Below are 22653 nucleotides of genomic sequence, written 5' to 3' on the forward strand. Positions count from 1 at the left end.
ATATTAATGTTTATCGTGTTCGGTGGGTTTCTCATATTCGGATTTTCCGAAAACATTAAAGGTCCAGCGATCCCCAGAATGCAGTCTGAATTTCGTTTGAATGAGACGCAATTGGGAATGCTGCTTGCTTTTAATTCCTTAGGCTATCTGGTCGCTTGCTCGTTTACGGGGGTGCTGTCGAACCGCATCGGGATCAAATGGACAGGAATCCTAGCGTTCTCCTCGATGGCGGTTGCCGGTGTATTGATGTATATGTCGGCAAGCTACGCCTTTCTTTCCGCGTCTTATTTTCTAATGTACATAGGAAACGGCATGCTAGAAATCGGATTAGCGATAATGGCGGCACGAATTTTCACTAAGAATACGGGTACGATGATGAATTTATCCCATTTCTTCTACGGGCTTAGCTCTGCGGTTGCTCCAATTATCGCATCTGCTATGATGGGGTGGGATGTATTCGGAGGTCAACTCGGATGGCGTGGCATGTATCTTGTTATGCTTTCTTTATCCCTGCTGCCTATTATTCCATCTTTGATGGCTAAGTTTCCTGGGGATGATCATGATCATGGAGAACGGATAACGTTAAAAAGCTTCATTAGAGATCCTGCCGCGTGGATGATCGTAGCCGTACTCTCCTTTGGGGTCGTATCGGAGCTTGCGGTCGGAGGATGGCTAGTCAACTTTCTAGAAAAGGCATATGGCTGGTCTACGGATGCTGCCTCCAGTATGTTATCCTTGTTCTTCTTGTTTTTCATGCTCGCGAGATTGTTTCTTGGCCCGATTACGGATAAGATCGGCTATACGCTCTCCATTTTTATTTTCTCTGCGTTCTCTGGTTTGTGCAGCTTAGCTGCGATAATTGTTGGAGAACAAGGTGCAATCTTATTCGCGATTGCGGGAATCGGGATTGCTCCGATCTATCCTACGGTTATGGCGCTTCTCGCGAAACGTTACCCAAGAGGAACAGATACCGCCATTACCTTCACTGTCACACTCATGGGTATTGCTAGCGTGATTGGAAATTTACTCATCGGAGTCATCATAGACGGAGTTCAAAAGCTGTTTGGTGCTAGTAGAGGAGCCGAGGGAAGTCTGTTGCTTGGTTTGCAGGCAGGCTACGGCTTTATCGCGATCATGGCCTTATTATGCTCAGTGTGCTGTATAGGATTACTCCTGTATCTTCGAAGGAAAAATGAAGTTGTTTAATCGGGGCAGTGTTCGGAGCTAAGAAGCATTTCTAACACTCTTCTAGTGTTGGATTTGCTTTTTTTTTTGAGGATTCAGAAAGTATAATATTCGCTAATCTTATCTGAATCGTCTCCGACATAAACGTTATCCTGCCATCCCCAAGGACGGAGTTAGTCGTTTATGCTTGTGAAATCGTTTAAGTCATAGAGGAGGACCGTGAGATGAATGAACGTAAAATTGTGATCGCTGGAACCGGAAGTGGAGTGGGCAAGACTACGCTGACAATCGGGCTCATGGCGGCTCTCAAGCGTGCTGGGCACCTGGTTCAAGGCTTCAAGTGTGGACCTGACTATATTGATCCAACCTATCATACTGCAGTTACTGGTCGTATTTCTCGTAATCTCGATAGCTATATGCTTCCACACGATACGGTCAAAGAAATCTATGTTAAGGCCAGCCGGGATGCGGATATATCCGTTATTGAAGGGGTCATGGGATTTTACGATGGCAAAAGCCCGATTAGCAATGAAGGAAGCACTGCCGAGATCAGTATGCTTCTGGAAGCTCCTGTATTGCTCGTCGTTAATTGCCAGAGCATGGCGCGGAGTGCAGCGGCTGTAGTTAAAGGGTTCCAATACATGGATCCTCGGGTACGTATTGTTGGGGTCATTGCGAACAAGGTAGGGAGTGAAGGTCACTATCGGATTGTACGTGAGGCTATAGAGCTAGAGTGTGGCATACCGGTTGTGGGTTACTTGAAGCGGGAAGATCAGATTGCCATTCCGGAAAGACATCTTGGCCTTGTTCCGTCTATAGAGAGAGGACAGCTTCAACCCTTCTTCGATCAATTGGGCGAGTTGATCTCCTCCACAGTGGACTTGGAACGGATATGGGATCTGTCGGAGTCGCCGAAGGTGGAAGCTCCAGAATCTGAAATATTCCGCGCACGGAATGGTCAGCGGACGAATCAAGTTAGGATCGCGATTGCGAAAGATGCAGCATTCAACTTTTACTATCAAGAGAATATCGAGATGCTTGAAGCACAGGGAGCAGAAATTGTTTATTTTTCACCACTCGCGGGGGAACGATTACCAGAGAATGTGCAGGGCTTATACCTTGGTGGAGGATTTCCGGAGGAATTTGCTGAAGAGCTTGCTGCGAATGAAACCGTTAAGCAGTCGATCAAGCAGGCGATTCAATCGGGGCTTCCGACGCTGGCGGAGTGTGGAGGATACATGTATTTAACTAGGGCTATTGAGGATACGACAGGTCGCCAATATGCGATGCTTGGCTTGATTCCAGGAATCGTGCGTATGCAGACTAAGCTTGCGGCGCTAGGGTATCGGGATATTATCGGCACAGAAGGCAACTTCCTACTAGGATCCTCTGATACGGCGAAGGGTCATGAGTATCACTATTCCATCTTTATCCCAGATTCCGACTGCGATATTATTCCTGCTTACGAAACCTCCGGTCTCAGAGGGAAGAAGCAGGAAGGCTATCAAAGCAAAGATGGCCATCTGATTGCAGGGTACACGCATATTCATTTTGCATCTGAGCCTGGTTTGGTGGAGCGTTGGATTACTAGGTGCCTTGCTCATCAACAGTAGAGAAAACAAACCCTGCTCCTCCGCAGTTTTCATAGCAGCGGAGGAACAGGGCTTGTTTAAATTATTGGACTGAAGTTAGAACTTCTTCAATAGAGGCAAGTGTTTCTTCCGATAGCTTAACGCCAACTGCCTTAACATTTTCTTCAACCTGCTCTGGTCGACTTGCTCCGACTAGCGCACTAGCAACATTAGGCTGGCGGAGAATCCAAGCAAGTGCAAGCTGTCCAGTCGAAAGATCCAACTCTCGAGCGATAGCGGAGAGCTTCTTCACGGCAGCGATTTTCTCGTTTGTGAATTCACCCTTTACCCATTCTAGCTTAGCAGCACGGCTATCTGCAGGGATGGAAGCTAGCGAATCATATTTTCCTGTCAGTAGACCTTGTGCAAGAGGGGAGAAAACAACCTGAGAGATACCTTTCGCTTCGCCGAGGGGTATAATTTCCTTCTCTATGTATCGGTTGAGTAGGTTATATACCGGTTGGTTGACGACGATCCGGTCAAGCAAATATCGATCTGCCGTACCGAGTGCATCCTCCATCTGTGCAGCGGTCCATTCGCTTACCCCAACATAAAGGACTTTACCTTGTCTGACAAAATCGTCTATCGTGCGCAAGGTCTCATCTATCGGAGTTTCCGTATCGTATCGATGACAGTAAAAGAGATCGACGTAATCAACCTCTAATCGTTTGAGGCTAGCGTTGATTTGTTCGGTGACATGCTTACGGGAAAGTCCTTTATCATTAGGTCCATCTCCCATCTGGAAGAATGCCTTCGTAGCCAATACATAACTTTCTCTTGGATAGTCACGAAGAATCTTCCCGATAACCTTCTCCGCTGCTCCACGCTCGTATACATTAGCTGTATCAAAGAAGTTAACTCCAAGCTCATAGGCTTTGTGGATGGCGGAAGTGGCACGCTCTTGTTCGACATATCCTCCGTAAGTCAGCCAACTCCCAAGACTGATTTCACTCACTTTAAGGCCACTCCGGCCTAGTCGGCGGTAGTTCATCGTATGATCATCCTTTCTGATGTGAAATAGGTTATGAAGAATATTTTACCGTAGCCTTCACCTTGGGGAAAGGGGTAAAGGAAGCTTACTTAATCTCGAATCGTAACTCTAGTTCGGATCGGAACGATTGCGGCAAGCTGTAACACATCTTCATTGTACATCCGGATGCAACCGTGGCTAACAAGCCTACCAATCGAAGAAGGGTCATTAGTACCGTGTATCCCATAGTGAGGTCTTGATAAACCCATCCAGAATGCTCCGTAGGGCCCCCCAGGATTAGCTTGTTTATTTACAATCATATAATTTCCGGTGGGCGTTTTTGTTAATACTTTACCTATGCCCACAGGATAGGATCTCACAACGATATCCCCGTCCAGTAAATACAGGTTACGGTCTGATAAATCGACTATGATTCGATACAACGGCATATTTTCACCCTCAATCTTTTGTAGTTAGGTTGGGAAATGTTATGATCAAACCATCCGAAACATAAGGAGAATGTCTTCATGCAGCCACGAAAGGGATCTGCCTTGTTGCGAAATATCATTCTATTCGTCTGCTATGGGATCATCATGGCCCTATATGTTTGGTATACATCACCTAATCGAGTTCCAGAAGCGTATCAGGGTACGGCAGCAGATCCTGCGACTTTCTACACTGCAAACCAATTACACGATAGTGAGCAACTGAACGCGGCGCGGAATTGGATTTTCTTCATGAGTGGGCCTTGGGAATGGTTAATCTACTTCATCCTTCTGACAAGCGGTTTGGCGAGACAGTGGAGACAGTTACTTGAGAGCTATCGCTGGCCCATTTACATACGTTTTCCCCTCTATGTTCTGTTTGTGAACGCTGCGGCCTTCTTGCTCTATTTTCCATTACGGGTTGTTAGCTTTAAGCTATCGAAGGCTTATGGTATTTCGACACAACCCGTCCTGAGTTGGCTTAGGGATAAGCTCGTTGAGTTTAGTGTTGGTTATGTGACGATGTTGATCGTATCCGCGTTTGCCTTCTGGATGATCTCTCGGGGAGGGAGATGGTGGCTAAAGCTTTGGCTCATCTCTGTCCCGTTTACCTTATTCATGATGTATGTTCAGCCTGTCATAATAGACCCGCTGTATAATAAATTTTCTACCTTGTCGGATCAGAGATTGGAACAGCAAATACTTGATCTTGCCGACAAAGCGGATATCCCTGCTCATCGCGTATATGAAGTTGCTATGTCCGATAAGACAAATGCGATGAACGCATACGTCAATGGTATTGGCTCCTCATTGCGTATCGTGTTGTGGGATACGACGTTAAAGAAGTTAACCGAGCAGGAAATTCTGCTCATTATGGCCCATGAAATGGGTCACTATGTGATGAATCATCTCGAGTGGAGTGCAGTCGGTGCAGTCGGGTCTTCCTTAGTTCTCATGGTCATCGGCGGTTGGCTATTCCAATTTATAGTTAGAAAACGAGGGGAGCAGTGGGGGATTCGTTCCTTGTCAGACATGACGGCTTTGCCCCTCATTCTCCTTATCCTTTCGATTCTATCGTTCGTATCGCTCCCAGTATCAAATTACATTTCTCGGCAAGCAGAAGCTTCTGCGGATCACTATGCGATGGAGTTGATTGGGAGTGCGGAAGGCTCAATAACCATGAATCAGAAAATGTCTGTTGTCGTGCTCAGCGATGTGAATCCCCCACTTCTCGTAAAGTGGTTCCGAGACAGTCATCCCTCAGACATGGAAAGGATAATCGATGCAGAGCAATTTGATCGGGAAAGAGGTAAATGAACTCGATGTTTTTTTTCTAGCCGGATTAGCAACAGCGCCTCATTTTATGGAAAACTTAAGGCATGTCTTGATAGATAAGCTGCAACGAGGGTTCTCGAATGAATCATTGGGACAGCCAGTATATTCGGAGCAATTATTTCCTTATGGCGACTGGGGGAGAAGAGTCATCCCACAGCTGTGGGAAATCAGGTCAGATATGCGGCTTGGTGTGAGTAGGATCGCACGTTCTATCGGAGGAAACCGTGCTTTAAACTCTATTCGATCTGCAAGGCCCTTATCCTGCGATCGACCTAGAATGTTGCTATTAATTGGACACAGTGGGGGAGGCATTGCCGCAGTCCATGCCGCGCAGCTTCTGCTGGATAGTGAACGCTATTCGGCATGCCTCGTAGTTATGATCGGCTCTCCCAAATGCCGAATCCCGGAGAGCTTACGTCCATCCGTGCTTTCGATCAGTGCCGCAGGTCGGACCAAGGGGACCTCCACAACCCCATCTCGTTCTCCAGATATCGTCTCTCGTCTTGGTACGTTTGGCGGGTGGGCTGTCGGTAACAAGGAAGATGTCGTGAACAGAAGGCTTCCATCCTGGTTAAGAGACAAACATGCTCCAGCTACTCGGATAAGCGTGCCTATTATCGGTGGGCACGCGGATTATTTTCGCGAAAGGGTACCCTTTGTCAATCAGGAGGGAAGGTCAAATCTTGATCTTACCTTGGAAGCAATCCTTACCTGGTTAATTCAATGGAATTAAGCATCATTTCGGTAATATCGCTCATTTCAGCATATTCGGGATATCTTCATAATTGATGGTATATTTCGAAGCTGAAGGTGAGGGTGTCCGTATGGGCTGGATTGTTGAAGAAGCAGGGTTTGATCCGGAACGGGTCACAACGAATGGGAATAAGTTTATGCTCGGGAATGGGGCAATAGGTTATCGGGGAACATTGGAGGAATTTACGAAGGATCAGCTTACGGCATGCACTTTTGCCGGCTTATATGATAAAGTCGGCGACCAATGGAGAGAACCCATCAATGCGCCAAACGGGCTATCGACTCGATTCATTGTCGACGGCGAGCAACTAAGCTTATTTTCTTCAGAGTACGAATCTCATCATCAGTCGCTTAACATTGAGAATGCGACTTTCCAGCGCTCAACCGTTTATGTTGCTTCTGGGGATAACCGAATTACAGTGAAGTCCCAGCGTTTCGTTAGTATGAAGCATCTCGACCTTATCTTGATGAGAGTACAATTTCATAGCTCGGAGGATTGCGAGGTAACGGTTCAAACCGGTATCGACGGTGACGTATGGGATATTAATGGTCCTCATCTAGAAAATTACGAGTCGTTGAAGCGTGATGGTGTGATCGGATTATCTGCGGTGACACATGAACTTCATAAGACGGTTTGTGTTGCTGAAGGCATCGTATGGGAAGAGAATCAGTTCCCGGAGAACGATGTAAGAGGTGCAGATACGATTTATAGAAGCATCCCGATTTCTTGTAAAGCCGGAACAACGTATTCTTTCGTGAAATATGTTGCTGTCATCTCCGGGGAACAAGGCGATAGTCCGATGGAATCGGCCCTGTCCAGCGTAAAGGCTGCGATGAACACTAGCTATGAGTATCAATTAGACCGGCACGAGCTGTTATGGAAGCGAAGATGGGAACTAACGGATGTCGTTATCGAGGGGGACAAGGAAGCGCAATTTGCTTTACGTTATAGTATCTATCAATTACAGATTATCGCTCCAACGCATTCAGAGAGAGTATCTATTCCAGCTCGCGGATTATCCGGTCAAGTATACAAGGGTGCTGTGTTCTGGGATACGGAGATGTTCATGCTGCCCTTCTTCCTCTATACCCAGCCGGATATTGCCAGAAATTTAGTTATGTATCGGGTCCATACATTAGAAGGCGCTCGTAGAAAAGCAGCGGAATACGGTTATCGAGGAGCTTATTACGCATGGGAGAGTCAGGATTCGGGTGACGATGCATGCACGTTGTTCAATATTACGGATGTGTTCACGAATCGGCCAATGCGTACTTATTTCCGTGATAAGCAAGTTCATATTAGTGCAGACGCAGCATATGGGATATGGCAATATTATGAGTTTACTGGGGATGAAACTGTCCTCCTGGACGGTGGAGCGGAGGTAATTTTGGAATGCGCCCGCTTTTACTATTCCTACTCCTATTATAAGGAAGAGAAACGGAGATACGAAGTTCTCGACGTCACAGGCCCTGACGAGTATCACGAACGAGTTAACAATAACGCTTTTACGAACGCATTAGTTAAAATGACCTTAGAAATGGCGCTCAAATGCTTGGACATCCTTAAAATGAACCATCGCAAAGCGTACGATGCGCTCATCGAAAGGTTGGATTTCGCAGAGGATCAGCACAATCTGAGCAGAATGCTTCAGGGTCTCTACATGCCTCAACCTGATCCGCTAACATCGGTTATCGAACAGTTCGACGGGTATATGAGACTTGAGGACGTGGATCAGAAGACGCTGAAGTCAAGAATTTTGAATAAAAACGAATATTTGGGTGGTGGCAATGGACTTGCTACGACAACTCAAATTCTGAAGCAAGCGGATGTTGTGCTTATGCTCCATTTGTTTAAGAATTTATATTCCCAAGAGGTAAAGAAGGCAAACTGGGAATATTACGAGCCCAGAACCGAGCATGGCTCCAGCCTTAGTTCGTGCATTTACGCTCTGGTTGCCTCTGACATTGGCTACGCGGATTGGGCGTATCGCTATTTCATGAGAACTGCAACGATTGATTTGACAGGGGAGTCTAAGCAATACGTCGGAACGTTATATATTGGCGGGACCCATCCTGCGGCCAACGGGGGAGCTTGGATGGCGGTCATCCTTGGCTTTGCCGGTATCCATATGGATCAAGGGAGGGTTTGTCTCAATCCTTCATTGCCTGGAGGCTGGGATTCCATTACATTTGCGATTCAGATCAAGGGACAACGATTCCGCTTGTCCATTAACGACATTGAAGCAAGCATTCACTCTGAGATCGGTAATCATTCCGCCCAAGCGTTCGTCATCGGTACAGAGGAGCGGACGTTAGAGCCAGGAAACGGACTTTCTTCACGATATATCGGGAAGGAAAGAGGTGATGGGCTTGTTGGATAACATCAAAGGAGCATTATTCGATCTAGACGGGGTTCTTGTGGATACAGCCAAATATCATTATTTGGCTTGGAAGAGGCTGGCGGAGCAATGGGGCTTCGAGTTTACGGAAGCGGATAACGAGAGATTGAAAGGTGTAAGTCGGATGAGATCACTTGAGATCATTATCGAAATTGGTGGTCTCACGCTTTCTGAGGAGGAGAAGCTGAGGAAGGCGGAGGAAAAAAATGAATGGTATTTACAATATATTCACCAGATGGATCATTCCGAGCTCCTTCCAGGAGCGAAGGAGTATTTGTTGCAATTGAAGGCAAAGGGTGTAAGGATCGCTTTGGGATCGGCGAGCAAGAATGCGGTGTTCATTCTGGAGAAAGTGGGTATTGCCGATCTGTTCGATGCGATCATCGATGGTACGAAGGTATCGAAGGCGAAGCCGGATCCAGAAGTGTTCGAGGCTGGCTGCAGAGAGCTTGGACTTAAGCCTAGTGAGTGTGTCGTATTCGAGGATGCAGAAGCTGGAATCAAGGCCGCTATCGCAGCAGGCGTGTATGTCATCGGTATCGGTAACCCTGCCATCCTGAGCGAGGCAAATCGTGTCGTTGGCGGTCTAAATGACTTGGTAAGTTGAACATGTGTTGACGAGTCCTCTCGCGGGCTTATATACTCGAAAAGACAATAGATTCGCGGAGGAATAAAGATGACTATACATTATGCGAAACAAGGAACTTATGAGACCGTACCAGCAATCTACTTAAAGCATGGCGCTTATTCAGCTATTTTGTTACCTGGAATCGGAGGGAACCTGATTTCATTCCGGGATGATGATCGTGATTTTCGGTTTATACGAGAGCCTGAAGGTACAGAATGGTCCTCTTTTGTTGAGGAGGCTATGCTACACGGTATTCCTGTGCTCTTCCCACCGAACCGATACGATGCCGGAACATTTGAATTTGAGGGTCGGACCTATAAGTTTCCCATAAACGAAGAACATACCGGTAATCACATTCATGGTTTTGTATACAAATCGGAATGGGAAGTAGTTAGCTACGGAAGCACGGATCAGGAAAGCTCGGTGACGGTTAGATTAATTTTCGATGAGCGGCATCCGGGATTCGAATTTTATCCGCACAAGGTGACTTTGTCTCAAACCTTCTCGATATCGAGTGAAGGACTTAAACAGGAATTCGTTGCCACTAACGACAGCGATAAAGCAATTCCTTTCATGCTCGGATTCCATACTAGTGTGAACGCTCCGTTCGCTTCAGGGAGCAGTAAGGAAGATGTAGAAGTAGGAATCACGATTGGAGAACGGTGGGAGCTTGATGAACGTATGCTTCCGACTGGTCAAAAGCAACCTCTTAGTGATGGGGAATTGCTATTGAAAAGGGGAGATGGTGATCCCTACTTCACATCTCTAGATAATCACTATACTGCTGAGGATATTGGCGGTTTTAATGCAATGACAATATATGATCGACGGTTAGATACTCATTTTGTCTATGAGGTCGGTGAAGCTTACAAGCATTGGATGGTGTATAACGCTGTTGCCAATGGCAGCTTCTTCTGTCCTGAGCCGCAAACTGGGATGGTCAACGCTCCTAATGTTAATCTGCCGACCGAGCAAACCGGACTAATCCGTCTGGAGCCAGGTGAGCAGTGGTCGGCGGTAAGCCGCATGTATTCCCAGTAAAATATTAAACATTCATTACAGTGGATGAGAACGCACATCATTAACAAGAAGAACGGATGAGCTTGACCCCGTTCTTCTTTTTTTATTTCAATAAAACCCCAGAGTGACAAGGAGAACGCAAATACATGTCGAAAAAAACAGTTAGCATAAAGAAAGAACACTAAACCGTAACCGTGAATGGTGCTTATGATGTGTAATTCGATGCAGAATAGGCGTATTTATACTGAATTCAGGAGTCGCTCAACAATAGGTTTCGGTTAACACGCATAATAGGGTTTCGACTATTCGTTGGAGGGATTCAAAGGATGAACACAAGGTTGAAAAACCCCTTGACGAGAATGAACGTTAGACAGCAGCTAGTGCTGTTATTTTTAATATTGGTCAGTCCCGTTTTTTTGCTCAACGCCTATGCAAATACGAAAGCGGAGCAAATTCTGAAGGAGCATGTGACGAGCGCCTATGAGGAACTGAACAAACAAAACCATTTTCTGATCAACCGAGATATCGATACGGTTAGTCGAATCATGACCACGATCATCCAGAACTCGAAAACTCAAAGCCTGATCAGCGATGAGAATGATAACCCGTTCGAACGAGTTGTAAAATATGGAGAGATGAACACCTTACTAGGCAATAATTCGGTTGGCTTATTCGGTGGAGAAGCCATCTATTATTTCCTCTTCGTACATGATCCGAACAATCGTTATGATTTTGCCCCTTCCATTCCGGACATTAATCGTCAGAATAATGGTTCATCCGTGTTCTTTTATGCCGATGGAACGAATGAGCCTTGGCTTGAGCAAGCGCTGAAGGCGAAAGGCAAAGGCGTTCTTACCTTAATAGATAATTTCGGTCCGAACGCTGACCAAAAAACTCTTGCTTATCTACGCGCGGTTAATAGCATTACGAATGGTAAAAGTGTTGTCGGTGTTCTTGTCGCTACGAAAATGGATAAAAAAATAGAAGATTCATTTAGTACGGTCTCCCTCCCAGAAGGGGGAGAAATCTATTTGACGGATTGGTCGGACAGGATATTAGCTTCTACTACAGATGAGATGGGAAAGGTCCTAAAGCTACCTAATCATCTCAATACAGCGGAGTCAATGGAAGAAACCTTTAGCACGGTATCGGATAATTATATCTATGTCATTCATACGAAATTTTCCTTGAAGCAGAAGCTAGTGTATACGATTCCAATTAAATCGTTACTCCAGCAACAAAGTGAATTAAAGCAGGTTATCAAGACGATATCGATTGGATATTCCTTGTTCGCCATTGTCGTGATGATGTATTTCTGGAGATCACTCATGAATCCGCTTCGTAAGCTGGCGATGTTCGCTCGATCTCATGAGCCGGGCAAGCCATTGGCTAATACTCCAATAAGAGAACGCAATGATGAGGTGGGTGTTCTCATTTACTCCGTCCATAACATGGCGAACCGAATTAATAACATGATTCATGAACAGTATTTTATGGAAATCAAACAGAAGGAATCACAGCTTCAGCTTCTGTATCAACAAATTAACCCACATCTTTTATACAATACGCTTGAAAGCATTTATTGGAAGAGTACTCTGGAGGGGAATACCGTATCAGCTGAGATGATTAAGGATCTTTCTAAGCTTATGCGAATAAGCTTAAGTCGAGGAAGAGAGCTCATCACGATTGAAGAGGAGCTAGAGCACGCTAAAGCCTACACGAGTCTTCAACAAAAAAGATACGAGTATGGTTTCACCCTTCTATGGAATGTAAGTGAAGGAATTTCTCATTATCTAATTCCAAAGATTACGCTTCAGCCTCTCATTGAAAATGCAATAATTCATGGGGTTATGAATATGGGCGAGGATGGGGAGATTATCGTTTCCGTTCGGCCAGAGGACAACAATATTTTGATTACCGTAGAAGACAACGGGTACAAGGATGTTGATCATGGAGCGATTAACAATTTGCTTGTTAACGAGCCTGCAGAGGCTTCATCCGGTTACGGAATTAACAACGTGAATAAACGTATTCAACTACATTTCGGAGATCTTTATGGCATGCGTTACGAGGCACGGGATGTGGAAGGTACTGTCGTTATCGTAGTTATTCCTAAACAGGTGAATTCAGAATCAACAAGCGAACTTTAGAATAAAGGGGGCAGCTTAGATGTACAACATACTTATCGTAGATGACGAACCACTCATATGCCGAGGGCTCGCTAGTCTTCTCGAAACTTCAGGCCTTAATATTCAAAATATACACATCGCACATAATGGGTACGAGGCTTTGGATTATTTGAAGATGGAAAATATCGATATGCTCATCACGGACATTCAGATGGGGGCGATGAGCGGTATTGAGCTTATGCAGCAGGCGAAAATTATTAAGCCTTGGGTGCAAGTTATCGTCATCTCAGCCCATGAAACCTTTCAATATGCACAGCTTGCTATGCGCTTAGGCGCAAGAGATTATTTGATCAAACCGATCAACAGTGAGCAATTGCTCAATTCGGTTCGTCATGTGCTGTTACATATGGACAAGCCGCTTCAAGATCAAGCGGAAATCATCTCAGATTTACGGGAGCATTTCCGCATGGAGCAGCCCAATCCGCAACGGACGGAATTACTGAACAGGCTTCTTGGAGAAGGCCCGTCGAATCTTCCTTCTGAAATGATTATGCTAGAGAAGCAAAATCAAGTTCATTTACACGGACCTTATTTTGCAATGATCAAAATTCGTTTAGATATTCATTCCGATATGAAAGCAATTGTGTATGAAGAGAAAGATGTTACGTTGCTAAGATACGCAGTTTTGAACATTGTTAACGAACTGTTGGATAAGGAATGGGACCATTATTCGTTTTATTCCCACGACAAGGAAGTTAGTATTATCGTGCAATGGGACGAAGAACGGTATGGCGATTCAAGCGTTGATAAAACCAATCAGCTCGAGATGATTGGTCGCAGCCTTCATTTCAATATTCATAAGTTTTTACGGTTTCAATGCGTGGTAGGGATAAGCCAGATTCTTAAGGGGCGAGAGTTCCTTCAAGAGTTGAACGATCAGGTGAATAAGGCCATCGTATGGAATCGCGAGCACCAAGACCATCATGTGTTCTATTTCGGTGACTTCAAATGGGCATTATTTACCGAGGATCCTTCCGAGGAAGAGCTCGCGGCACAGAACAACATGATCGTAGAGCGGGCGAATGAATACATTCAAGCCAATTATGTTCAGAAGGGTCTCACATTGAACGAGATTGCGCAAAAAAATCATGTCAGCCCGAATTACCTCAGCTACTTATTTAAGAAAAATATGGGTATTAATCTATGGGAATATGTCATTAAATTACGTATGGAAGAGAGCAAGAGATTGATTCAACATTCCGATTTGCGTCGCTACGAAATATCGGAGAGGGTCGGATACGAATCACCGGAGCATTTTAGCAAAATATTCAAGAAATACTTCGGGATTAGTCCGAGTGAAATGAAGAAGTAAGATCGCCTATGATCCCCATAGATATGCACATGTTCACTTGGCCTCCCTTTTTCTACAATAAGACTTATGGATAGAACATAAGGAATGAGGGAGACCGATGAATCAAACAACAGCATATCCAATAAGTCCCTTGGATTCCCCACCCAAGCGACCACCTGCAAAGTGGAAAAAACACATATGGGGATATTTGTTCCTGCTGCCCGCAGTGGTGATTTTCTTCACATTCTTATGGATGCCAATCGGGAAAGGAATCATCTTCAGCTTCTACCACATCGACTTTGTTAAGGGAGATACTTTTGTAGGCTGGGATAATTACGAGAGAGTGTTCAAAGACCCCGAGGTCATGATTTCGGTAAAAAATACGCTTTATTATATTTTACTCGGGATATTGATAGGCTTCTGGATTCCAATCGTGTTTGCGATTTCGATATCTGAAATGAGAAGGTTTCAGGGATTCGCTAGAATTGCGGCCTACTTGCCTTACGTTGTTCCATTCGTCGTTCTATACGGTTTATGGAGATGGCTATATGATCCGGTAGGACCGATTAATGCCGTTCTTACGAGAATTGGATTTGATTCTGTTCTGTTCTTAACGGACAAGGCATGGTCCATGATTTCAATTGTCATCATGGAAACATGGCAGAGCTTTGGCTCAGCCCTGCTTATCTATTTAGCTGCCATACTCAGCATCCCTCGGGATTGGTATGAAGCTGCCGAGATCGATGGAGCCGGTGTATGGAAAAGAATCAGACATATTACGCTACCAGCAATCAAGAATCAAATCATATTATTGTTTCTCTTACAGCTCATCGCGACCTCTCAAGGCTTCCAAACCCAGTACGCCTTACTAGATGGCGGACCTAATAACGCAACGCTGACCTACGCTTTGCTTGTCGTAAGATATGCATTTACGCGACAGGATTACGGGACGGCTTCGGCACTTGGCGTATTAATGTTCCTAGTGCTTGGCTTGCTTGCGGTTATTCAGTATCGGATGTCCAACAAGAGGGAGGCATAAGCTTTGAAACCAATCGAAAGAGGAATCGTATCGAATTATGATTTGAGGAAGCCCGGGAATAAAGTTGTCTATTACATGATGACGTTAATTGTTCTTGTTATGGTCTGTACCATGCTTTACCCGATGCTTATCATTTTCTTTAACGGATTAAAGCTCAATACGGAAGTCAACTCGTTTCCCCCGACATTTTTGCCTGCAGAATGGCATTTTGAAAATTATTCAAAGGCATGGGGATATATTAATCTGCCGTTATTCGTCAGGAATACATTGTTCATTTTCGCAGGTAATATGGCCGTTACGGTTCTCGTCATTGGGTTCGCGGCGTTTAGCTTATCCCGAATGAACGTTCCGTACAAGAAAGGGATTCAGTATTTTTTCTTATTGACGCTGTTTATCCCACCGACGACATACATTATTCCTAACTTCGTCAACTTGCGCGATCTTGGACTCATGAATACGTTCTGGGCGCTATGGCTGCCAGCAGGCGCGAATGCCTTCTTCCTCCTACTCATAAAGTCATTCTTCGACGGAATCAATATAGAGCTGTTTGAGTCGGGGCGGATTGATGGAGCTTCTGAGCCTAGATTGTTCTTTCAATTGGCATTTCCATTGTCCATTCCCATCTTCGCTACACTTGCGATATTCGTCTTCTCGACAGCCTGGAATGATTGGTACTGGCCACAACTAATCCTGTCTAGTGACGAGCGTTATCCACTTGCTACGGCGATATACAAATATGTTATCAATGTGCGAAGGTTGGATCTAAATCTTCGGTTTGCGATCTTATCGATGATCACGTTCCCGCCAGTTATTGTGTTCTTGATTTTCCAGAAATATATCGTTCGTGGTCTTCATTTAGGTGGGGTCAAAGGATGATAGCAAAAAAACAGCATGCGTAAATCTGCACATGATCGAAATAGGAATACACATTTCCTAGGAGAATACACCTACATTATGATGAGCGTGTAAGCAAAACTATTATACGAAAAGGGGATTATCCACAATGCGTAAGATATCAACGGTTATTGCTTGTCTTCTTGTATTCAGCTTAGTACTAGCTGCTTGTGGGAGCAAAAACAACAACAATGCATCACCTTCTGCATCGCCAAAGTCAAGTACAGCGGCTGAGTCTTCCACGGCTCCTGAGAGCAGCGAAGCTCCTCCTGCAGTAGATCTTACTCAAGTTAAAGCAACGATCAGCGTCTACTACCCGACTCCAGACCAAGTGGAGAAACGCGCTTTAGAAGATGATAAAATCAAGCGCTTTAACGAGGTTTACCCTAACGTTGAAGTGGTGAAGAGCGACTGGCAGTACAACCCGAATGAGATTGGAATCAAGATGGGAGCTAACGAAGCTCCTACACTCTTCAACACTTACGCTACTGAAGGGAAGTTCCTGGCGGAAAAAGGCTGGGCTGCAGATATTACGGAGCTTTATAACAACTACGACAAAAAAGATCAATTGAATCCGATCCTACTCGATCAATTCAACTTAGGCGGTAAAATCTTCGGTATTCCTCAGCAGGGTTATGTTGTTGGAACCGTCGTAAACAAGAAAATGTTAGACGACAAAGGCGTAGCTGTTCCCGCATTAGATTGGACATGGGACGACGTTCTGAATACAGCTAAAGCGATAGCGGATCCTGCCAAAGGAATTTCGGGTATTGCTCCAATGGGTAAAGGAAACGAAGCTGGCTGGAACTGGACGAACTTCCTGTTCGAAGCAGGTGGGGAAATTCAGAAAGTTGAGGGTGGTAAAGTCATCGCAACCTTCAACTCCGATGCTGGACTTAAGGCCATTGAGTTCTACAGTAAGCTGAAGGAAGCAAGTGTTATTCCTGCGGATTGGGCACTTGGATGGGGCGATGCGGTTGGTGCATTCGCACAAGGAAGAACGGCTATGGTTATTGCAGGTCCGGACGGTCCGCTTGATCAAGGCTTGAACCAAGGCGGCTTGAAACCGGAAGATCTAATTGTGTACCCAATGCCAGCAGCTACTGCAGGCGGCAAACACACAGGCGTTCTTGGTGGAGACTTCCTCGTCATCAACCCGAATGCAACACCAGAGGAACAACAAATTGCATTCCAATATGCAGTATTCGATTATTTCTCTGACAAAGGTTTAGAATCAACGGAAGCGAACATTCAAGCTCGTAAAGCAGAAAATAAATATTTCGTACCTCCAGTGATCCAATACTTCAAACAAGATTCCGAATATGGCGCGAAAGTAAAAGCTGTATATGACAAATACGATAATGTATATCAATACAGCAATGAATTGATGGGTTTACTGGACGGCAAACCGGAAGCACAATTCAATACGCAAGAATACTACGCAGCGATGACTAACGTCATTCAAGAAGTATTCTCCAAAAAAGGCGTAGATCTTAAAGCACAGCTTGATGCGGCAGCAAAAACGGTACAAGAGAAATTCTTCGACCAAATCAAAGTAGAATAGTTTGAATGAGGGTTGCCTAGGGCAAACGAAAGTTTGCAAGGGGCAACCCTCTATACTATCCGAGGTGAACGACATGCTAACAAGCGAAGCTATTATGCCTGATAAACCGAATGATAAACGGGATTCGACATTATCCTTTTCGATTGGGCGGATTAATAAGACCGACATCGACGAAGGAATGGTTATTTTGCGTGGCGAACGCGCTAATGTGGCCATAAGTTTCATGAACGAGCACGTGCTAAGAGTCAAGCTGTTTTTCGGAGATCATCCAGACCTGCGCACGACTCCAGCGATCGTGGAAGATGCGGCACAGCCGACAAAGCTAGAAGTCGAGGAGAAGGACGGCTATCTCGTTATCTCGACGAAAGCGCTTCACGCTGTAATCGATCCGGTAATCTTTTCAATGCGCTTATTCAATGCAAGTGGCGAGTTATTATTCGAAGAGCTGGCGACGGAGTGGGATGAGAAGAGAAAAATCGCGATCAAGGCCGCTAAAACTAGTGAATCGCATTTCTACGGACTGGGAGAGAAAACAGGTTTCCTTGATAAGAATGGCGAGTGTTATGAGATGTGGAATAGCGACATCTACGAGCCTCACGTGCAGGATACGGATGCCCTTTACCAATCCATTCCTTTCCTCATACACCATGAGTACGGGAAGCCTGCTTATGGATTGCTGCTGGATAATCCCGGCAGGTCATCATTCGATATGAGAACGCAGGAGGATAGTTATATCGTCAGTATGAGTAGCGGCGAGCTTGATCTGTATCTTTTTAATGGACCAAGCATTAAGGACGTCGTCATGCGCCTTACTGAGGTAACTGGAAGAACATACATGCCTCCAAAGTGGGCAATAGGGTATCAGCAGTCCAGATACAGCTATATGAACCAAGAGGAAGTATTGGACATTGCCCGTACGTTTCGGAAAAAAGGAATTCCGTGCGATGTTCTCTATCTCGATATTCATTATATGGACGAATATAGGGTGTTTACATGGGACGTTAAGCGATTTCCGAAACCGATGGAGATGATGGTTGAGCTGAAGGAGCTGGGCTTCGAGCTCGTACCGATTGTTGACCCGGGTGTGAAGAAGGATGCGAAATATCAGATCTACCAGGAAGGCGTTAGGAACGGATATTTCTGTCGCAAGCTGGAGGGAGATATTTTTATTGGGAAAGTATGGCCGGGGCTTAGCGCTTTTCCGGACTTCACAGAAGATTCAGTTGCGAAGTGGTGGGGTGACCATCACCAATTTTATATCCAGCAGGGTATAAACGGGATCTGGAACGATATGAATGAGCCGTCCGTGTTCAATGATTCGAAAACGATGGACCTGGATGTCGTTCATAGTAACAACGGAAATCCAAAAACTCATGAGGAATGGCATAATCTCTACGGGCTCCTAATGTCGAAGGCAACCTTCGAAGGCATGAAACGGGGATTGTCCGGAGAACGTCCTTTCGTGCTAACCCGCGCAGGGTATACAGGAATTCAACGTTACGCAACGGTATGGACGGGCGATAACCGCAGCTTCTGGGAGCATATGGCGATGAGCATTCCGATGGTTCTTAACTTAGGAATGTCGGGTATCGCCTTCGCGGGACCTGATGTAGGCGGATTCTCGCATCATGCATCGGGAGAGCTAGTCGCCAGATGGACGCAGATGGGCGCCTTTTTCCCCTTTTTCCGTAATCATAGTGTTATCGAGTCCCGTCGCCAGGAGCCGTGGATGTTCGGCGAACAGGTTGAAGCGATATGCCGGGAATATATCGAACTCAGATACAGGCTAATGCCCTACTTATATTCTCTCTTCTACGAGGCACATAAGACGGGCATGCCGATCTTGCGTTCCTTAATTATGGAATATCCGGACGACCGCAGTGTTTACAACACTTGCGATCAGTTCTTATTCGGTTCTAGCCTATTGGTTGCTCCGATCTACCGTCCAGGCGTACAGTCCAGAGCTGTCTATTTGCCTGAAGGCATATGGTACGACTATTGGACTGGGGAGAAGCTTGAGGGTGGAAAATCCGTGCTAGCCCTCGCGCCGTTGGAAACAATGCCCCTCTATGTCAAAGCGGGAGCTATTATCCCCGAGCAATCCTTGCGGCAATCCACTGGGGAACGGTCAGATGGACCTGATCGGGTCCGATTTTATATTGGAAATGGGGGAGAGGAAGAAACCTCATTCGCCCATTACGAGGACGATGGGCGCACCTATGCTTTTGAGTCTGGTAAGTATAGACTCCGGCAGTGGAAAGTGCGGGAATCGTCTGACGATGCTTTGCAGATCACTTGTGAATACGTGCACGACGAGCTAGGTAGCCCTGAAGATATCATCCTGACCCTTGGACCGCTGTCATCCCAGCCTATTGAGCTGAGCTCTACCGGAGGTGTCGATGTGGAAGCTTGGATCTATGACGGTGACAAGCGACAACTGGAGGTTACGGTGAAGACAATCCATTCATTCGAAATACGAATCCAGCTATAGGGGAGAGGGGTGCGGCAATGCGTTTTTGGCAATCGAAAGCATCATGGGTTGTGATCGGAGTCATCCTCGTCCTGCTGGTGGCTGCGAACTTGATCATGAATTCTCCATTCAGTGCTAAAGCTAGCTTGAAGGACAAGGATGGGTTATTGATCGTCGAGGGCGGCGAGTACGAGATTGCGTTCCGCTCTGACAATGGAGCAATCGCTTACCTTAAGAGCAAGGGAGCCGTCGACAATATTACTTTGGGTAATAGGGAAAATGCGCTCTGGTGGGCGTTCCTTCAAGACGATTCTTCGACGAATGGAAAGAAAGCCGAAGATTTCACTTATGACTGGAACGCGCGTAAGGGAGTGCTTACCTTTCATTACGGCGGGCAAGTTAAGGTTGATGTGACCGCCCGTTTCGATGACAGCAACCGAATTTACCTGAACGCGGAGGTCGACAATCAATCTGATCAGACGATTAAGTCTTTCCGGTTTCCGTATGAGCTGAAGGTGAGTTCCAGCAGCGTAACGGACGGCTTGCTGCCGATGCTCCCTGGCGCCAAGCTTAGGGATACCTTCTTCAAGGAGAGTAATTCTTTCCAAGATCAGTATCCGGGTGTCATGTTTGCGTCTTATCTCGGATTGCGAACGACCGGAGGAAACTTGGCTGTATACGATTTGAACGGAGATGTATTAGCGACGACCGATCTCGGCTTTAAGAGCCAAGTGGATGACGCAGGCAAGACGGGTATCGTGCATAACTACAAAACATGGATTGACCCGAAGAAGAAATGGAACAGTCCGTCTATCGTGCTTGAGGTCGGGGATTACGAGGTGACGGCCGCAAGTTACCGAGAGCTTAACAAGATTGACAAGTATCGTTCCTTAGAGGACAAATTTGGCAAAGAAAAACAGGCCTATTTCGAGTTGCCTTTCTACAAGACCGACATCTCCGCGATTAAGGATGGCAGTTGGAGCAATCTGACGAAGAACTTCCTGGATAAGATGAATTATAACGGTGTCATTCATTTGGTTGGCTTCCAGAAAGGCGGTCACGACGAGAATTATCCAGATTTCATTCCTCCTGATTCTGCATTTGGTGGAGAGCCTGCTTTTCTTAACTTCATGAAGGCGGCAAAGGAAAAAGGTAACCGCGTCGTTCCCTATACGAATATGAGTTGGTGGGGCAATCATTCTCCGACTCTTGCGAAATTACCTTCGGGGACAACGATGGAGGACTTGATTGTCGTGAAGGAAAATAACGCGATTATGAAGGAGGATTACGGGAAACACAGTGGTTATGTGGTGAACACAGGTCATCCATACTTCCTAGAGCGGACGGCGGAAGAGCATAAGAAGCTGTTGGAGCAAGCTGGCTTTGATGGCATATTCGAAGATCAATGGGGCATTCGTAATTCTCCGTATGTATTCAACAAGAGTATTCCGCAAGGGACAGATCCCTCGAACGCATATTTTCAAGGTGTAAGGAATTACTTTGATTCGTTGAATCATAAGATGTACATGGAGGATGGAACGGACGTTCTGGCGGATGACGCTATCGGCTTTATGGGCTCGACGTATTTGTGGGATCAGCTGGGCTATCGTAAGAATACGTCTTCCTATACCGACTATTACCCGCTATCCGGCATGCTATTGCGCGATAAGGTGATGCAATACCATCATGATCTTGCTGCGGAGACGATGACCGATGACCAAGATATGCTTAGATGGAATCTGGCAATGGGATATCATCTCAGTACCGATTTCTTTAATGGCGTTGCGAATCCTTGGGTGGACACAGTTGGTGTATTCCAGAAGTTTATACTGTCACAGTATGCGGACTCCCTTGTTGAGGGTTTTGAGCAAGTGATTCCCAACGTAACGCGGACAGACTTCGGTAAGTATGCAGTTACTGCGAACTGGAATAAGGAAGAAGCGTATGAATTAAACGGGGATGTATCGCTCGCTCCAGGTGGTTATGACGTAACGGCCGACGATGGCAACCGCCGAGCGGGCAACTACAGGCGATTAAACGGATTGGATCTTGACGAAGGTGATCATAACCTCGTCGAAGTGAGAGAAAAGGATACGGTGCGCATTTATCAGCCTATTGGCTCCGACACGACGCTTAAGATCCAGAAAGGCGAGAATTGGCCACATACTGTGGCGATCGCATACCAAGCGAATGGAACGAAAATCGCGGATCTTCCAGTTAAGGATGAGGAACAGTATGCGATATTCGACTACGTCGCTTTAATTAAGGAGCAGAAGGTCGGTTACGTAGAGCTCGCAACGTCCAAAGAAGCCAGCAAAGCAACGGAGAAGTTCGAGAAGGTAGAGGTACAGATTAACTTAGCACTGCAACAAAAAGTGTTCTCGACTTCCAATACAGCAGAAGCTTTCCCACCGGAGCTAGCGGTTGATGGGGACCCTTATACGTATTGGGAAAGCACCGCAAAGAAATTCCCGCAATCGCTAACGTTGGAGCTTCGGGAAGAAAAGGCAATTCGTAAGCTCTTATTGAGATTGCCGCCACAAGATGCTTGGGAAGCACGGGATCAGGAAATCGAAGTACTCGTTAGCTCCGATGGAAAGACATTTACTTCAGTACTAGCGTCTAAGCCGTATACATTCGATCCGAAGAACGCCAACGCGGTAGAGATTCCACTGACTGGCGTGACAACGAAATTCTTGCGGCTGACGTTAACTGGCAATACAGCATGGCCAGCAGCGCAAATTGCAGAATTTGAAGCCTATTGACGATTGAGAAGGAAGACTGTCGCGAGTTGTCGCGG

At 45.9% G+C, this 22653-nt stretch carries 16 protein-coding genes; 14 read left to right on the forward strand and 2 right to left on the reverse strand.

Features of this window, described 5'->3' with window-relative positions; genetic code table 11:
* Window positions 1–6: 6 nt before the first annotated feature.
* Both M1K58_RS16825 and M1K58_RS16830 read left to right on the forward strand, forming a co-directional pair.
* The gene (locus tag M1K58_RS16825) at window positions 7–1206 is read left to right on the forward strand and encodes an MFS transporter (protein ID WP_256760331.1); all 1200 of its coding nucleotides are present in this window, start codon (window positions 7–9) and stop codon (window positions 1204–1206) included.
* Between the two features lie 203 nt (window positions 1207–1409).
* On the forward strand, window positions 1410–2798 hold the full coding sequence (locus M1K58_RS16830) for a cobyrinic acid a,c-diamide synthase CobB (protein ID WP_256760003.1): 1389 nt from the start codon (window positions 1410–1412) through the stop codon (window positions 2796–2798).
* A 61-nt stretch (window positions 2799–2859) separates the two neighbouring features.
* On the opposite strand, the gene M1K58_RS16835 is transcribed toward M1K58_RS16830, so the two are convergent.
* A complete protein-coding gene (locus M1K58_RS16835; protein WP_256760004.1) occupies window positions 2860–3807 on the reverse strand; it encodes an aldo/keto reductase family protein in 948 nt (315 codons plus the stop codon).
* Window positions 3808–3896: 89 nt separating this feature from the next.
* A complete protein-coding gene (locus tag M1K58_RS16840) occupies window positions 3897–4235 on the reverse strand; it encodes a L,D-transpeptidase (RefSeq protein ID WP_256760005.1) in 339 nt (112 codons plus the stop codon).
* A gap of 78 nt (window positions 4236–4313) precedes the next feature.
* Between M1K58_RS16840 and M1K58_RS16845 the strand changes: the two genes are divergently transcribed.
* From M1K58_RS16845 to M1K58_RS16900, 12 genes are all read left to right on the forward strand, one after another.
* A complete protein-coding gene (locus M1K58_RS16845; protein ID WP_256760006.1) occupies window positions 4314–5588 on the forward strand; it encodes a M48 family metallopeptidase in 1275 nt (424 codons plus the stop codon).
* A complete protein-coding gene (locus M1K58_RS16850; RefSeq protein WP_256760007.1) occupies window positions 5554–6339 on the forward strand; it encodes an alpha/beta hydrolase family protein in 786 nt (261 codons plus the stop codon). The genes M1K58_RS16845 and M1K58_RS16850 overlap by 35 nt, the downstream gene beginning before the upstream one ends.
* A gap of 55 nt (window positions 6340–6394) precedes the next feature.
* On the forward strand, window positions 6395–8740 hold the full coding sequence (locus M1K58_RS16855; protein ID WP_256760332.1) for a glycosyl hydrolase family 65 domain-containing protein: 2346 nt from the start codon (window positions 6395–6397) through the stop codon (window positions 8738–8740).
* The gene (gene pgmB / locus M1K58_RS16860; protein WP_372339180.1) at window positions 8733–9365 is read left to right on the forward strand and encodes a beta-phosphoglucomutase; all 633 of its coding nucleotides are present in this window, start codon (window positions 8733–8735) and stop codon (window positions 9363–9365) included. Before M1K58_RS16855 ends, pgmB begins: the two co-directional genes overlap by 8 nt.
* 69 nt (window positions 9366–9434) lie before the next feature.
* Complete coding sequence (locus M1K58_RS16865; RefSeq protein ID WP_256760008.1) at window positions 9435–10427, forward strand: aldose 1-epimerase; 993 nt, start codon at window positions 9435–9437, stop codon at window positions 10425–10427.
* 305 nt (window positions 10428–10732) lie between these two features.
* The gene (locus M1K58_RS16870) at window positions 10733–12556 is read left to right on the forward strand and encodes a cache domain-containing sensor histidine kinase (RefSeq protein WP_256760009.1); all 1824 of its coding nucleotides are present in this window, start codon (window positions 10733–10735) and stop codon (window positions 12554–12556) included.
* Window positions 12557–12575: 19 nt separating this feature from the next.
* Window positions 12576–13907, forward strand: coding sequence for a response regulator (locus M1K58_RS16875; RefSeq protein WP_256760010.1), 1332 nt, complete (start codon window positions 12576–12578; stop codon window positions 13905–13907).
* Window positions 13908–14004: 97 nt separating this feature from the next.
* Entirely contained in the window at window positions 14005–14925 is a 921-nt protein-coding gene (locus M1K58_RS16880; protein WP_256760011.1) for a carbohydrate ABC transporter permease, read from the forward strand.
* 3 nt (window positions 14926–14928) lie between these two features.
* On the forward strand, window positions 14929–15801 hold the full coding sequence (locus M1K58_RS16885) for a carbohydrate ABC transporter permease (RefSeq protein ID WP_256760012.1): 873 nt from the start codon (window positions 14929–14931) through the stop codon (window positions 15799–15801).
* A 127-nt stretch (window positions 15802–15928) separates the two neighbouring features.
* Complete coding sequence (locus M1K58_RS16890) at window positions 15929–17383, forward strand: ABC transporter substrate-binding protein (protein WP_256760013.1); 1455 nt, start codon at window positions 15929–15931, stop codon at window positions 17381–17383.
* Between the two features lie 73 nt (window positions 17384–17456).
* On the forward strand, window positions 17457–19874 hold the full coding sequence (locus M1K58_RS16895; protein WP_256760014.1) for a glycoside hydrolase family 31 protein: 2418 nt from the start codon (window positions 17457–17459) through the stop codon (window positions 19872–19874).
* A 17-nt stretch (window positions 19875–19891) separates the two neighbouring features.
* Window positions 19892–22618, forward strand: a complete 2727-nt coding sequence (locus M1K58_RS16900) for a discoidin domain-containing protein (protein WP_256760015.1) — start codon at window positions 19892–19894, stop codon at window positions 22616–22618.
* The last annotated feature ends 35 nt before the right edge of the window (window positions 22619–22653 follow it).

It is taken from the genome of Cohnella sp. WQ 127256, from assembly GCF_024519285.1.
Lineage (GTDB): Bacteria > Bacillota > Bacilli > Paenibacillales > Paenibacillaceae > Cohnella.